The 14977-nt window shown below is 63.3% G+C and carries 13 protein-coding genes; 6 read left to right on the forward strand and 7 right to left on the reverse strand.

Annotation, left to right across the window (positions count from 1 at the left end; genetic code table 11):
- Positions 1–42 precede the first annotated feature (42 nt).
- The 4 genes from M8523_RS17240 to M8523_RS17255 all read right to left on the reverse strand — a co-directional run bounded on the left by M8523_RS17240 (position 43) and on the right by M8523_RS17255 (position 3624).
- Complete coding sequence (locus tag M8523_RS17240) at positions 43–1146, reverse strand: nickel/cobalt transporter (protein WP_282586127.1); 1104 nt, start codon at positions 1144–1146, stop codon at positions 43–45.
- Positions 1137–1736 carry a DUF1007 family protein gene (locus M8523_RS17245; RefSeq protein ID WP_282586224.1) on the reverse strand — a complete coding sequence of 200 codons (600 nt, stop codon included), beginning with the start codon at positions 1734–1736 and terminating at the stop codon, positions 1137–1139. Before M8523_RS17245 ends, M8523_RS17240 begins: the two co-directional genes overlap by 10 nt.
- A gap of 128 nt (positions 1737–1864) precedes the next feature.
- Positions 1865–3064 carry a pyridoxal phosphate-dependent aminotransferase gene (locus tag M8523_RS17250; protein ID WP_282586128.1) on the reverse strand — a complete coding sequence of 400 codons (1200 nt, stop codon included), beginning with the start codon at positions 3062–3064 and terminating at the stop codon, positions 1865–1867.
- A 95-nt stretch (positions 3065–3159) separates the two neighbouring features.
- Entirely contained in the window at positions 3160–3624 is a 465-nt protein-coding gene (locus M8523_RS17255; protein ID WP_282586129.1) for an Lrp/AsnC family transcriptional regulator, read from the reverse strand.
- Positions 3625–3768: 144 nt separating this feature from the next.
- Here M8523_RS17255 and M8523_RS17260 point away from each other — a divergent pair, with 144 nt between their 5' ends.
- Positions 3769–4383, forward strand: a complete 615-nt coding sequence (locus M8523_RS17260) for a glutathione S-transferase (RefSeq protein ID WP_282586130.1) — start codon at positions 3769–3771, stop codon at positions 4381–4383.
- Between the two features lie 121 nt (positions 4384–4504).
- A complete protein-coding gene (locus tag M8523_RS17265; protein ID WP_282586131.1) occupies positions 4505–5797 on the forward strand; it encodes an MFS transporter in 1293 nt (430 codons plus the stop codon).
- 51 nt (positions 5798–5848) lie between these two features.
- On the opposite strand, the gene M8523_RS17270 is transcribed toward M8523_RS17265, so the two are convergent.
- Positions 5849–6460 (reverse strand): helix-hairpin-helix domain-containing protein, encoded by a 612-nt coding sequence (locus M8523_RS17270; RefSeq protein ID WP_282586132.1) that lies wholly within the window; start codon positions 6458–6460, stop codon positions 5849–5851.
- Between the two features lie 223 nt (positions 6461–6683).
- Here M8523_RS17270 and putA point away from each other — a divergent pair, with 223 nt between their 5' ends.
- Both putA and M8523_RS17280 read left to right on the forward strand, forming a co-directional pair.
- Positions 6684–10538: a trifunctional transcriptional regulator/proline dehydrogenase/L-glutamate gamma-semialdehyde dehydrogenase gene (gene putA, locus M8523_RS17275; protein WP_282586133.1), complete on the forward strand. Its 3855-nt coding sequence runs from the start codon at positions 6684–6686 to the stop codon at positions 10536–10538.
- A gap of 148 nt (positions 10539–10686) precedes the next feature.
- Complete coding sequence (locus M8523_RS17280) at positions 10687–10845, forward strand: hypothetical protein (protein ID WP_282586134.1); 159 nt, start codon at positions 10687–10689, stop codon at positions 10843–10845.
- A 72-nt stretch (positions 10846–10917) separates the two neighbouring features.
- On the opposite strand, the gene M8523_RS17285 is transcribed toward M8523_RS17280, so the two are convergent.
- A complete protein-coding gene (locus M8523_RS17285; protein ID WP_282586225.1) occupies positions 10918–11187 on the reverse strand; it encodes a DUF2312 domain-containing protein in 270 nt (89 codons plus the stop codon).
- A 209-nt stretch (positions 11188–11396) separates the two neighbouring features.
- Here M8523_RS17285 and M8523_RS17290 point away from each other — a divergent pair, with 209 nt between their 5' ends.
- Positions 11397–12788 carry an MFS transporter gene (locus M8523_RS17290; protein ID WP_282586135.1) on the forward strand — a complete coding sequence of 464 codons (1392 nt, stop codon included), beginning with the start codon at positions 11397–11399 and terminating at the stop codon, positions 12786–12788.
- Between the two features lie 147 nt (positions 12789–12935).
- Positions 12936–13904, forward strand: coding sequence for a cyclase family protein (locus M8523_RS17295; protein ID WP_282586136.1), 969 nt, complete (start codon positions 12936–12938; stop codon positions 13902–13904).
- Between the two features lie 24 nt (positions 13905–13928).
- On the opposite strand, the gene M8523_RS17300 is transcribed toward M8523_RS17295, so the two are convergent.
- Complete coding sequence (locus M8523_RS17300; RefSeq protein ID WP_282586137.1) at positions 13929–14774, reverse strand: class I SAM-dependent methyltransferase; 846 nt, start codon at positions 14772–14774, stop codon at positions 13929–13931.
- Positions 14775–14977 lie beyond the last annotated feature (203 nt).

Consider the following 14977-nt stretch of genomic DNA (forward strand, 5'->3'; position numbering starts at 1 on the left):
CGTTGAGGCGATGACCGCGTCTCGCACCGGACTCAGCACGCGTCAAGAGCCGCCCGCGATCGTGCCGCCGAGCAGCAATGCCCCGGCCATAAGCACGAGACAGGCGGCGCCGAACTCGACCGTCGCTCCGACCAGCGCACCGAGACGTGAATGCGTGCCGACAAATCGCTGGGCCAATTGCTTCATGAAGACCGCCGCGGTGGCGAGCGACGCCGTGGTCAGGGCCACGCCGAGCGACATGGCGAGGACCGACACGATGCCGGCCAGGAGGATACCCTGAGCCAGAGAAAACACCAGAACCAGGATCGCGCCCGAACAGGGTCGCAACCCGGCCGCGAGAACGGTTGTCACCGCATCCCTGAGGGAGAAAACCGGCGCCATCAATAAAGTTGGGTCTGGACCGGAGCAATGCTGGCATCCCACCGGATGCGAACCCTCTCCGGGCACGCAGACAAAACGCCCGGAGTTGGAGGCGCGCATCGGTTCGAAGCGCAACGCGCCGATCCCTGGAGCCGCCAGTACGTGGTCGTTTGCCAGAAACACCGGCGCCGCGCTGCCCGGCGTCGCGAAGGCGTACCCCTGGGAGCACAGTCGAAATAACGCAAGCCCCTTTCTCCATACGAGAAGCAGCCCAAGCCCGACGATCGCCGCGAAACTCGCCGTCTCAACGAGCGATGCGGCATCCTTCATGTGCTGCGCCGTCGCGTGCAGCATCAGCGCCAGGATGCTCACCAGCACGATCGCCATGAGCCCTTGCAGCAACGCAGCGAGGAAGGACAGAACCACGCCGCGTCGGAAGGCACGCTCGTTGGCCACCATGTAGGACGCCAGCACGGCCTTGCCGTGCCCGGGCCCGGCGGCATGAAACACGCCGTAACCGAAGCTGAGAAGCACCAGGGGCCAAAACGCCCCTCCGTCGACCCTCGCGGCGCGTACCCCAAGCGAAAGCTGATGCTCGAACCATCCCTGCTGGGAGAGAATCCACCCAGCAAAGCCGGTCGCACTCCCACCGCCTTCCGAGATCCCCACGCTAAACGGGTTCTTGGCCTGTGCCATGGCAGACCCCGACCAGCTGAGAAGAGCCAGCCCTGCCGGCATGAGCCCCGATAACGCCCGAAGCCAGGCCTTCGAAACCATCAAGGGCATGCGATGATCGCCCGGCTCGCCAGCTTGATTCCAAAATCGGTGCCGGGCGACATGTTGGTGAAGAATGCCTCGGACAGCTTCTGGCTGTCGGTATTGTCGAGAGGCTTCGGTTTCGCCACGCTGACCGAACATCCCGGCGGCGGGTTCACCAGGGTCACGGGGTCCTTGGTTTCATAGTCGAAAGCCACAAAATAGGTGGGATCGTAGATCTGCAGGTTGAAGAAGGGGCCGGTCGCGGTGGGCGTCTTCAATGGCAGAGTGAAATGCAGAGTGACGAGTTTGTCCGCGCCTTCGTCGAGGGAGTAATCGACCGGTTCGCTGAACTGGATTGGCTTACCGAAGGCCCGACCGACCGTAAACCAGCCAAACTCGGCCAGCGACTCGACATTGGTCTTCGCCAGCGGCGCGAGTTGCTCCTTTGTGAGGATCTTGTCGGGATCGCCGAGGCCCTGGATCGCAAAGGCTGAATACATGTCGTCGAACTTCCAGTCGGCCCGGATACCCGTGATCTTTCCGTCGGAGCCAAAAATCACCTGCTCGCGAGCGGTGACGAAGACATGGGGATGAGCCGAGGCCTGCCCGGCGCCCACGACCGACAAACAAGCCGCCAGGGCTGCCTTACGGACGCGACGTTTGTTCCAGCTCCGACTTGACCCCATGCGCTGCCGTGTTCTCCGGTTCGACTCGCTTCCGGTCTGAGGTGACCCTGGGAGTTCGGCTAATCTGAGGCGTCTGATCCGGAGGGGCGTTCGGCCTCTAGGAAGCTTCCGATGCGATCGAGAGCGCGTCGGATATTCTCGGCCGAATTCGCATAGCTGAAGCGCAAATATCCTTCGCCGAATACGCCGAAATCCGGTCCCCCGATCGTCGCGACACCGACGCGTTCCAGTAACGCAGAGGCCAACGGTTTCGCCTTCCAGCCCGTCGCGCCGATGTTGGGAAAGGCATAGAAAGCCCCCTTCGGCGTTGCGGCCGTCACCCCGGGCAACGCATTGAGCCCGTCGACGATGAGCGACCGGCGCCTGTCGAACTCGCGCACCATGGCGGCGACCGCGTCCTGCGGCCCTTCGAGAGCGGCAAGGCCGGCATATTGCGCGGGTGCATTGGTGCAGGAAAAGGAGTTCACGACCAGCTTGCGGGCCTTGTCGTAGAGCGCCTCGGGCCAGACGCTGTAGCCCAGCCGCCAGCCTGTCATGGCATAGGTCTTCGACCAGCCATCGAGCACGATGAGCCGGTCACGCAGCTCCGGATAGGCCAACAAGCTCTGATGCGCCAAGCCGTCGTAAGTCATCTGCCCATAGATTTCGTCGGACAGAACCGCGACATGCGGATGCCGAGAGAGCCCGGCGGCCAGCCGGTCGATCTCCTGCTTCGGCGTCACGCCACCGGTCGGGTTGGCCGGCGAATTGACGATCAGGAGCCGTGCACGCGGCGTGATGAGCCCCAGGGTCTCCTCGGCCGAAAACGCGAACCCGTTCTCCTCGCGGATAGGGATCGGCACCGGCGTCGCGCCGGTGAACTCGATCATCGAGCGGTAAATGGGAAAACCAGGGTCCGGGTAGAGGATCTCGGCGCCCGGCTCGCCGAACATCAAGATTGCCATGAACATCGTGACCTTGCCGCCCGGCACGATCATCACGCGCTCCGGGGACACCGAGATCCCGAGCCGGCGGTGCAGATCGGCGGCCACACCTTCACGTAGCGGCAGGATGCCGGTCGCGGGCGTGTAGCCATGGTGCCCATCCCGCAAGGCTTTGACGGCCGCCTCGACGATATGCGGGGGCGTCGCGAAATCCGGCTGCCCGATACCGAGATTGATGATGTCACGCCCCTGGCCGGCCAGCGCCGTGGCGCGGGCCAGCACCGCGAAGGCATTTTCCTCGCCGATGCGGTCGAAGCTCGGCACGGTCGTCAGCATTGGGATTTCCTCGCTCTTGATGGCTGATGACCCGGACTGCCGCACCGTTCGATCCTGTGCAAGTGCAAAAGATGCTTCTCTCCCGATCAAACGGTCTACCGTCGGCGCGCCATCATCAGGGTTCGGCTGATGGCTTTCGGTGGCTCGCTCCGCAAGACGACTGCGGTCGTCACCACGCCGAACCGGCCGATCGCGTCGACGATCGTCGCGAGATCTTCAGGAGCCGGGACGAGCACCTTCAGGATGAAACAGTCTTCGCCGGTGACCCGATGCACTTCGATCACATAGGAAAGCTCGGCGAACTGCTGCAGGCAGGCTTTGATGTGCTCATGTGCGGTCTTCAGGCGGATGATCGCCATCATCCGTAACCCCAACGCATCGGCGCTGATCCGCGCCCCGTAACCTGTGATGATGCCCCGCTCCTCCAAGCGCTTGACGCGTTCGGACATGGCCGGCTGCGACAGACCGATCCTGCGGCCGAGGAGCGCGAGCGAGATCCGGCCATCCTCCTGCAAGGCTTCGAGGATCGCCAGATCTTTGGCGTCGATGTCAGGCAACATGATCGGCTTTCGTCCCCAGCTTGAATTCATCGGCAACCCGCCAGGATTTCCGATGAACCGCCATGGTGGCGCGATCGGCCTGGTGTCAATCTCCTGTCGCTTGGCCGGTGGCAGACCCGGTCTGAAACCTGGGACACGCGCTTCATGCGTCTGATCGGTAAACTCGATTCCCCCTATGTTCGCCGCGTCGCGATCTCGCTCCTGCTGATGGACCTACCCTTCGTCCACGACGATTTGTCGGTCTTCAGGGACTTTGATCGCATCGCGGTGCTGAATCCGATCGTCAAGGCTCCGACACTTGTCACCGATTCAGGTGTCGTTCTCATGGATTCGACGTTGATCCTCGAACTTCTGGAACGACTCGTGCCGCCAAAGCGGCGTTTGTCACCGGAAGACCCTGCGACCTTCATTCGCGCCCAGCGTGTGATCGGGCTCGCCCTCGCAAGCTGCGAGAAGACCGTGCAGATCGTCTACGAGCGGCAGCTCCGACCAGCCGAGAAGCAGCACCAGCCCTGGCTCGACCGGGTTGAGCGACAATTGCGCGCTGCCTATGGGCTCCTCGAGCAAGAAATCGGGTCCGGCGAGACGTGGCTCTTCGCGGATCGGCCGCTGCAGGCCGATGTCACGGCGGCAGTGGCATGGCGTTTCACCAAGGATATCCTGCCCGAGCTCTTCGCCATCGATTCGCATCCGAATCTCGCGCGGCTTGCCGCACGGGCTGAAGCTCTGTCGGCGTTTCGCGACGCCCCGCCGACCTGAGTCCCCGAGTCACCACGCTCGCCCCTTTCGCTTGACGCACCATGGCACTCTCGCTTAGCGCCATGGGCCATCGAGCCGCGCAACAGATGCGGCCAGGGCCTATGGCGGAGAAGCGCGGGGAATGGCTGCGGAACGGGTGGAGGTCGCACAAGCGCAGGTCAGCACCGCGCGCATCGTCCTGGCGAGCCTCGTCGGGACCACGATCGAATTCTACGATTTCTATATCTATGGAACGGCTGCCGCGCTCGTCATCGGCGGGACGTTCTTTCCGGGCGGCGACCCGTCCCTGCAGGCTCTGAGCGCGTTCCTGACGTTCGGGATCGCGTTTTTGGCGCGCCCGATCGGTTCGGTTCTCTTCGGCCATTTCGGCGATCGTATCGGACGCAAATCGACACTTGTCGGGTCGATGCTTGTGATGGGATGCGCCACGACGTTGATCGGCGCGCTGCCCGGCTATGCACAGGCCGGCATCGCCGCGCCTGTCCTGCTCTGCCTGCTGCGCCTCTTTCAAGGCATCGGACTTGGCGGCGAATGGGGCGGGGCCGCGCTACTGGCCGTCGAGAACGCGCCGCGCAAGCAGCGCGCTTGGTTCGGCATGTTCCCGCAGCTCGGGCCGCCGATCGGCTTCCTGCTCGCCAACGGCTTTTTCCTGGCGCTTCTGCTTGGTCTTGGCGAAGAACGGTTTCTAGCCTTCGGCTGGCGCATTCCGTTCCTTGCCAGCGCGGTTCTCGTGGGCGTCGGTCTCTATGTGCGCGTGACACTGGCCGAGACCCCAGCCTTCGTGGCCGCCGCGGAGCGGGGTGATCGAGCCCGCGTACCGATCATGGAGGTGCTACGCGATCATGGCGTGCCGCTCATCCAGGGTTCGCTCGCCATGGTGGTGTGCTACGCGCTGTTCTACATTTCCACCGTCTTCGCGCTCAGCTATGGCACGGGCGTCAAGCATATCCCGCGCATCGATTTTCTCGGGCTTCTGTGCATGGCGGTCATGTTCATGGCCCTCGCCACGCCGATTTCCGCCTTGTTGGCCGACATGATCGGGCGGCGCCCGGTCCTTCTGGCAGGCTGCGCCATGGCGGCCTTGTCGGGCCTCGGGCTGCCTCGCCTGCTCGGAAGCGGTGATCCTTTTGACGCGTTGATCTTTTTGTCGATGGAATTGGCCCTGATGGGCTTCACATTCGCGCCGATGGGCGCCTTGCTGCCCGAACTATTTCCGACGCGGGTTCGTTACACGGGAGCGTCGACCGCCTATAACATCGGCGGCATTCTGGGAGCGTCTCTTGCACCGTCGCTCGCGCAACTGCTGCTGCTGCGCGGTGGGCTCCCCTGGGTTGGCGATTACGTCACCGTCGCGGCCCTGATCAGCTTCCTGGCGGTGTTGAGCATGAAGGAAACGCAGTCGTCGGCGTTATGAGCTTTAGCGGCATTGTTCGATCATCTCAGATGAGTGACCCGTTCCGAAACCTCAATCCACCCGAATGACTGATTGGATCTTCTGAAAATCGCTGGTCCGGAGGACCCGCTTCCGAACGAGATCACCGACCGCTCGATAGGGCCGGTGCGTGACGATCGCGTGGCCGATCCGACCGGCCCCAGGTAAATGATCCAACACTTCAGTTGAAGCTGTATTGATATTAATCAGCGTCGATCCTGCTGGCTCGACGGCCGTCTTATCCTGTTTTAGCCGTGACCCCTGGTCCGGGTCGACAGCAGCTATCTTGACCGGCGCATCGTTTGAAGCAGGCGCAGAACTCGCCGCTTGTGAGGTCGCATCCACCGGCTCTGTTGCTAGAACCGCGGGGGAAACATCGGCCGGCTGAGCCACGGCACTGGCTACGGCCTGGACCTTCTCGGTCTCGTCGTCGGCTTGTGTCGCGCCCGTTTTCAAAGCGGCGAGCTTCAAAAGCTGCGCACGATCCGTGTCCACGGAAGCGATGGCGGGCGACGCGACCGACAGAGACGAGATCGATCCCCATGGGGCACTCTGCGTCGGGCCGACGACCCGATTAAACAGATAAGGCGCGGCTCCCAGGAGCAGCGCGCCCGCGGCAAGCGTCGATACGGACCCGACCGCCAAACGTGTTGTCATCATGCTACTCCCTGCCCCTCGTTCAGCTGTGTGCCGAAAAACTGTGCCCGGATAAGGGCATAAAATTAAACAGTTCCCATCTCGAAGGCAATCAGGACAACACGGAGTTGATTCGCAAGCCCGAATTGCAAGACATGAACATCTCGATCCTTGCGGGTTGCGCCGTTCTATACTAGGGGTTGCGCCTATCGGAGAGCGGAGCGACAGTCTGATGGCCAACTCGACAATCGGTGTAAAGATCGATGAGAGCTTGAAAGAGCGTCTCAAATCGGCAGCCCAGACAATGGGCTCCACGCCCCACGGATTGATCAAGAAATCGATCTTTGCGACTTTGGAGCGAATTGAGAGCGGTGATGCCGCTGATGGGCGCCACTCGGCTCCTCAGAGTGGCGCAACCGCGAGAGCATCGCAGCCATTCCTGGCTTTTGCACAAGATCTTCAGCCCCAGAGCGTTCTTCGCGCCAGAATTACGTCCGCCTATCGGGTGCCTGAGCCAGACTGCGTGCCGCTGCTCTGCGCGGAAGCCCGCCTGCCCGCCGAAACGATTGAGCGAGCCCAAGCAACAGCCCGAAAACTGGTCGAAGATCTGCGCGCCAAGACGCGGCGTGGCGGCGTGGAAGGCTTGCTGCAGGAATATTCATTGTCGAGCCAGGAGGGTGTCGCGCTGATGTGCCTCGCGGAGGCACTTCTGCGCATTCCCGACCGAGCGACCCGCGATGCACTGATCCGGGACAAGATCGCGCTGGGGGATTGGTCCAGTCACTTAGGGCAAAGCCCCTCCATGTTCGTCAATGCCGCAACCTGGGGGTTGGTGGTCACTGGCAGGCTCACGGCGACCGCCAGCGAGAACGGCCTCGGCACGGCCTTGACCCGGATGATTGGCAAGGGAGGCGAGCCGCTGATCCGCAAGGGCACCGATTTGGCCATGCGGATGATGGGCGAGCAGTTCGTCACCGGGCAGACCATTGGCGAAGCTCTAGCCAACAGCCGCAAGAACGAAGGGCGCGGTTTCCGCTATTCCTATGACATGCTCGGCGAGGCCGCGACCACCACGGCCGACGCCGCGCGCTATTACCGCGATTACGAACAGGCCATCCACGCCATTGGGGCGGCCTCGAACCGGCGCGGGATCTACGAAGGACCGGGAATCTCCGTCAAGCTCTCGGCGCTGCATCCACGCTATGCGCGCGCCCAGCGTGAAAGGGTGATGACCGAACTGCTGCCCCGCGTGCTGGCGCTCGCGGTTTTGGCGCGCCACTACGATATCGGCCTCAACATCGACGCCGAGGAGGCGGATCGGCTTGAGCTGTCGCTCGACCTCCTCGAATCGCTCTGTTTCGCACCCGAGCTTGCCGGCTGGAACGGCATCGGCTTCGTCGTGCAGGCCTATCAGAAGCGCGCGCCCTACGTGCTCGATGTCCTCATCGATCTCGCGCGGCGGTCGAACCACCGGCTGATGATCCGTCTGGTCAAGGGGGCCTATTGGGATAGCGAGATCAAGCGTGCCCAGGTGGACGGGCTCGAAGGTTTCCCGGTCTTCACGCGCAAGCTTTACACCGACCTGTCCTATCTCGCCTGTGCCCGCAAGCTGCTGCGGGTGCCCGATGCGGTATTTCCGCAATTCGCGACGCATAATGCCCAGACGCTGGCGACGATCCACGCCATGGCAGGCGAGAACTTCTACCACGGCCAATACGAGTTCCAGTGCCTTCATGGGATGGGCGAGCCGCTCTATGACGAGGTGGTCGGACGCGACAAGCTCAACCGGCCATGCCGCATTTACGCGCCGGTGGGATCGCATGAGACCCTCCTCGCCTATCTGGTGCGCCGTCTTCTCGAAAATGGTGCCAACACCTCCTTCGTGAACCGGATCGCGGACCCGAGCATCTCGGTCGACGATCTGATCGCCGATCCGGTCGCACAGGCCGAGAGCATGGAGCCGATCGGGGCGCCACATGCCAAGATCGCCTTGCCGCGAGATCTCTTCGGCGCCGAGCGCGTCAATTCGGCCGGTCTTGACCTGTCGAATGAGCAACGCCTTGCGGCGCTGGCCGGGACCCTGCTGGCCGGGACGGCGACCGATTGGCGTGCGGCTCCCGCTCACACGACGGATGGCACATCCGAAACGGTGATGCGGGCCGTGATCAATCCCGCGGATCATGACGACATTGTCGGGCATGTCACGGATGCCGATTTGGCCGCCGTGGATCATGCCTTTGCCGAGGCGCTGGCGGCTGGGTCGATCTGGCAGGCGACCCCTCCCGAGGCACGGTCCGCCTGCCTGCGCCGAGCGGCCGATCTGATGGAAGCTCGCCTGCCGGCCTTGCTGGGCCTGCTGGTGCGTGAAGCCGGAAAGTCTTTCGCGAATGCGATCGCCGAGGTGCGCGAGGCCGTGGACTTCCTGCGTTACTACGCTGCCCAGGCGACCCAGAACTTCGCACATGACCGCGGCCGCCCACTTGGGACCGTCGTCTGCATCAGCCCCTGGAATTTCCCGCTCGCCATTTTCACCGGGCAGGTATCGGCGGCCCTTGCGGTCGGCAATGCGGTCCTGGCGAAGCCGGCCGAAGAAACGCCGCTGATCGCCGCCCGCGCGATCGAGATGCTCCATGAGGCGGGCGTCCCTGCGGGCGCGGTCCAGCTGATACCGGGCGCCGGTGAAGTGGGAGCAGCGCTCGTGGCCGACCGCGGATGCGCCGCCGTCATGTTCACCGGGTCGACCGAGGTGGCGCGCCTCATCCAACGGACGCTGGCCAAACGCCTGAGCCCCGAAGGCCGAACGATTCCCTTCGTGGCCGAGACGGGCGGCCTGAATGCGATGGTGGTCGACTCCTCCGCCTTGGCCGAGCAGGTCGTGGCCGATGTCCTCGTATCGGCCTTCGACTCCGCCGGTCAGCGCTGCTCGGCCCTGCGCCTGCTTTGCCTGCAGGATGAGATCGCCGATCGTACGATAGAGATGCTGAGGGGTGCGCTTGCGGAGCTTTCAGTCGGCAATCCCGATCGGCTTGCGACGGACATCGGTCCGGTCATTTCGGCCGAGGCCCGCGACAACATCTTGGGACACATCGAGGCCATGCGAGCGGCGGGCCATGCGGTTCATGCCGCGGATCTGCCGAGCGATTGCGCGGGGGGCACATTCGTGGCGCCCACGCTGATCGAACTCAACCAAGTGGGCGACCTGAAACGCGAGGTGTTCGGCCCCGTGCTGCACATCGTCCGCTACAAGCGCGACGATCTCGATGCCCTGATAGATGCCCTCAACGCGACCGGGTTCGGGCTCACCTTCGGGCTGCATACGCGGCTCGACGAAACGATCGCGCATGTCACGGACAAGATCGGCGCCGGCAACATCTATGTGAACCGCAACATCGTGGGCGCGGTGGTGGGCGTGCAGCCGTTTGGCGGCAATGGCTTGTCGGGCACGGGTCCAAAGGCAGGGGGACCTCTCTACCTGCATCGTTTGGTGCAATCCGACGTGGGCGGGTCCGACGCAAGGCCGGAAACCTCAACCCTGCCTCTCGTTGGCCAATTGCGGGAGTGGTTGCTGGCGAGGGGGGATACGAGGACCGCTGATCTCGTGGCCGAGATCGGTGCTTCGGCGCCCTGGCGTCTTTGGGTAGATCTTCCCGGGCCGGTAGGTGAGGTCAATCGCTATGGCCTTAAGCCGCGAGGCCTCGTTGCGGCCAAGGTGCAGAGTTCGAATGGTCTTTTCACAGCCCTCGCATCGGCACTTGCAACCGGCAACGAACTCACGGTCGATGCGCCCGACGACGTGATCGCGGTTCTCAAAACCCTTCCGGCGCCCCTTCGGAACAGGGTGGTCAACGGAGCGCGGCATCTCGGTGTGACAGCTGTGCTCTATGAAGGCGATGGAGACGGCCTGCTGCATCTCAGCCAGGACGTCGCTGGCTGGGAGGGCGCCGTCATCCCGGTCTATGGTGCGTCACGCCAGGGCCTGGCCTCCGGGCGCGAACGCTTCCCACTCGACCGGCTTCTCGAAGAAGTGGTGATCAGCACCAACACTGCCGCGGCCGGCGGGAATGCCAGTCTGATGACAATCGGCTGACGCTTTGCGCGATCCCTGAGACCGGCAGCGCCAGCCGGTCTTTCGACTGAGCGTAGGTTTGACTCCGACCGGCCGTCGACAGATCATGGCGCGAGGGCCGACCAGATGGACAGCCTTGTGATTGCACATCTTCGGCACATCCGATCAGATGGCGGAAGATGTCGAACAGTTAAAGCATAGGGTCGGCGGACTCGAACAGTCGGTCGCCCAGGTGCACGTTGCGATTGCCGAACATTCCGTACGGATGGATCGGATGGAAACGCGGCTCACCCGAATCGAGATCCGGCTCGATCTGGTCGAGGCTTAGGCTCCAGCGCGTCTTTCTGACCCGAAGGATCTACCGCGATAAGGGTCGCGGCAGATCCTCTTTTGGTTGTGATCAAGCAGCTTTGGCTTGAGGTTCTTCGCTGCTTTCCATGGCGCGCATGTAGAGATCGAGCAGCGATTCCTGTTCGTCGCGCTCGTCCTGGTCCTGCTTGCGCAATTTGAGGATTTCCTTGAGCACCTTCACGTCAAAGCCTTCACCCTTGGCTTCTGCGAAAACTTCCTTCTTGCCTTCGGTGAGGGCTTTGATCTCCTCCTCGATGTGCTCGACACGTTCGACGAAGGAGCGAATCCGGTCTCCGGCGATCCCAACTGTGTCCGTCATCTCTATTCTCCTGCGTGAAGCTGGCGCAGGGTAAGTCCGGATGGTGAGCAGAAGGTTAAGGGACGCGCCGCCTGGTGGTTCGGCGTTCGCCGCCCGGCTGACAAGATCCGGGATGCCAGTTCGCTCCCACATGCGCCTGCGACGATGTTGGACAATTCACGACCAGGAAAGTTGACGGGTCCAACGCCAAAAGGGCAAGACATGCCGCCATGAGTGACGTTCGACAGGCGGCAGTGAACTCGGAGCGCCGCACGGACGGCATCGGTTGGACCCAAGCGGCCGCGAGTGTCGGCTTCGCCCTGGTGCAGATCGACGTCACCGTCGTCAATGTGGCCCTGCCCCGCTTGGGCACCGACCTCGGGGCTGGCATTGCCGGGCTACAATGGATCGTCGACGGCTACGCGCTCGTTCTTGCCGTCATGCTGCTGATCGGCGGGTTTCTAGGTGACCGCTTCGGGGCGCGGAGGGTCTACATCACGGGCGTCGGTCTCTTCGCATTGGCCTCGTCCTTGTGCGGATTGGCCCAGGGGGTGACGACGCTGGTGGCGGCACGTGCGCTGCAGGGTGTCGGCGCGGCCGTGATGTTGCCCTGCTCCCTCTCGCTGATCAACCATGCGACTCAGGACAGGCTTTCGCTTCGCCTGAAGGCCGTAGGCTTGTGGACGGCGTCGGGAAGCATCGGCCTTGCGGTCGGCCCGATGCTGGGCGGACTGTTGCTCGCAATCGGCTCCTGGCGGCTGATCTTCTTCATCAATCTGCCAATCTGCCTCGGGGCAGCGCTCCTCAGCCTGCGCGCACCAGAGACGCCGCGCGAGGACAAAGGTCGAGGGTTCGACCCACTCGGACAGGTGCTGGCCATATTGGCGCTTGGCGGTTTGACCGGCGCCGTGATCGAAACCCATCCACTTGGGCTGGGTCACCCGATTGTGCTGGCGCTGTTTGCTCTCGCATTGGTCGCGGCACCGCTGTTCATCTGGGTCGAAGCACGGGTGGCGACGCCGCTCATGCCGCTGTCACTCTTCCGCTCCGGCACTTTCTCGACCGCTCTGGCCTATGGGGCCCTGGCCAATTTCACCTTCTACGGCATGATCTTCGTGCTGAGCCTCTATTTTCAGCGCGTGCGCGGCTATGACGGCCCGACGATCGGCTTCGCCTACCTGCCGCTGATGGCGACGTTCGTCGCGGTCAATCTCATCAATGCCCGGATGGTGAGGCGGTTCGGCGTGCGGGCCTGCATGGTGGGCGGATTTCTCGTTGATGCGCTCGGATTCGCGCTACTGCTCTTGCTCGGCCCAGAGTCCCCATACTGGCTGGCCCTCCCGGCCTTCATGCTCATGCCGGGCGGGATGGGAACCGGCATTCCCGCCATGATCGGGGCGATGCTGGGCAGCGTGGAGCGCGCGCGCTCCGGTATTGCCTCCGCGGTCAGCAATGCGGCGCGGCAGGCCGGTGGCGCGATGGGCGTCGCGGTGTTCGGCACATTGGCGGGACCCGACCTCGTTGGCGGATTGCACGCTGCGGCGCTCCTCTCAGCGTGCTTGTTGGTCGTCATGGCGGCCGTCGCCTTTGTCATCGTTCCAGGACGCGTCGCGCTGCATTGAAGGCGGCCGGCGTAGAAACCAGAACCGGGGCGCGGCCAGTTCGGCTTTTTGACGAGCCGTCTCAAAGAGGGAGGATTGTGGTACGAACATTGTACCGCGAGTGTCCCGCCCAACCTTGCAAGGGGCAACTGCCGAGGAGACACAATCATGTGCGTCGCTTGCGTGATCGATGAAGCCACCAAAGCCAAGATCATCGCCTATGGAGCGAAGTTCCATGAGGTCACAAAAAGCCCCTATGGAAGCGATGACGAGATCGGCATGCTGCACCTCATCGATGGCACATCGCGTTCAGCGATTCTCGGTCGTGCCGACGCCTCGAAGATGTTCGATCTGTCGGTCGACCATTTCGTGGGCATGCCAGGCTGGTTCGGCGCGGGCGATCAGCCCTACCAGATCTGGATGACCCACACGCCCCAGGGTGAGATCGTGGCGAACACCATGGGTGTGAGCGCGGAGGCCAACGAACTCGTTGCCTATTCCGGCGACAGCATCTCGATGTACACCCATTGCGGGACCCACATCGATACGTTCAATCACTTCGGCTACAAAGGCCAGATCTTCAACGGCTTCACGGCGCAGGATCACCTCGGCAGCCGGGCCTGGCAGAAATGCGGTCCGGAAAAACACCCGCCCATTCTGGCGCGCGGCGTCCTGCTTGACGTGGCTGGTCTGCATGGCCTGGCGACGCTACCCCCGAGCCACGCTGTTGGCGCGGCCGACATCACCGGATGCCTCAAGCATCAGGGTGTGGAATTGCGGCCCGGCGACGTCGTCTTGCTCCGCACCGGGCAGATGGCGCTCTGGCCAGACATGGCCTTCACCAAGAACACTCCAGGCCTCAATCGGGAGGGTGCCGAGTTCCTGGCAAAGGCGGGCGCGGTGATGATCGGGGCCGATAATCTGACGCTTGAGCAGACGCCGTCGGCTCATGACCTCAATTTTTTCCCCGTCCACACCTACCTGCTGGCCGAGGCCGGCGTGCCGATCCTGGAAATGGCCCAGCTGGACGAACTCGCGGCGGAGAAGCTCTACGAGTTTGCTTTTTTCGGCGCCTGCATCAAGCTGCGCGGCGCGACCGGAGCTCCGATGCGCCCAGTGGCAATGCCCTTATCGTAGCACCGAGGGCTGTCTATTTAAGCTTCAAGATTTCGGCTTGGTGAAGCGGAGGAGCATACGGTCGCTTTCGCCGATTGCCGTATAAGTGGCTCTGTCGACATCCTTGAGCCGATAAGTCGGGGGCAGGGTCCAAACCCCGGCAGGATAGTCCTTGGTGTCCTTCGGGTTGGCGTTGGCTTCCGAGGTCGCGGCAAGCCTGAAGCCAGCCTGTTCGGCGAGAGCGATGACGGCATCCTGGCGCACATAGCCGCTCTTGGCGAGCGGATCCTGCGGCTGATCAGACCGGCCGCGGTGTTCCTCCACCCCCAGAATGCCGCCTGGTTTCAGCGCGCGAAAGAAGGCCGCGAAGACGGCGGGTGCCGAGCCGTCGGCCATCCAATTGTGCACGTTACGGAATGTCAGCACCGCGTCGGCCGTCCCAGAGGGGACGATATTCCCGTCGTGGACGAAGTCGGCCGTGTCGACCTTGGCATAGTCGGCCGGATCCGAAGCGATCTTGGCCGCGAGGGCGGCATTGCCCTTGACGGCCTCCTCGGAGGTGTCGGTCTTCGGCGGATTGGCAGCGATGTAGCGACCGCCGTCCTTCAGGTACGGGGCGAGGATTTCGGTCCAATAGCCCACGCCGCCCGGCAGGATCTCCACGACCGTATCGGAAGGCGTGATACCCAAGAACGTGAGATCTTCGATGGGGTGCCGGTAGGGGTCACGAGCGCGGTTGGCGGGCTGACGCTGCGGGCCATCGACCAGGGCTTGGAGGCGCGGCGCGTCGACCCCCTGCGCCCGGGCCGGCCCGGCGCCGATGCCCGCAAGCGTGAAGGCCAGAACAAGGGCGGCGGCCCGTGATCGTCGACCCGTGATGGTAGTGGTCATAGTACGCCTCGATGTCAGAACCCATCTCACTGTCGCAGCTCCCTTTCGCTTCGCAAAGCCAAAGGGGGTGATGATGCGGTGAAAGGCCCTGCCCGGACAGTCAGTCCCCTCGACAAGCTTCCCGGTCTTAGGCTCAATGGAAAGACGGCCCTAAAACGGCTGCGGCAGTGCCGGACAACGACGTCTCCACCCAAGCGGCGAAG

This window comes from Lichenifustis flavocetrariae, from assembly GCF_026130545.1.
Lineage (GTDB): Bacteria > Pseudomonadota > Alphaproteobacteria > Rhizobiales > Beijerinckiaceae > Lichenihabitans > Lichenihabitans flavocetrariae.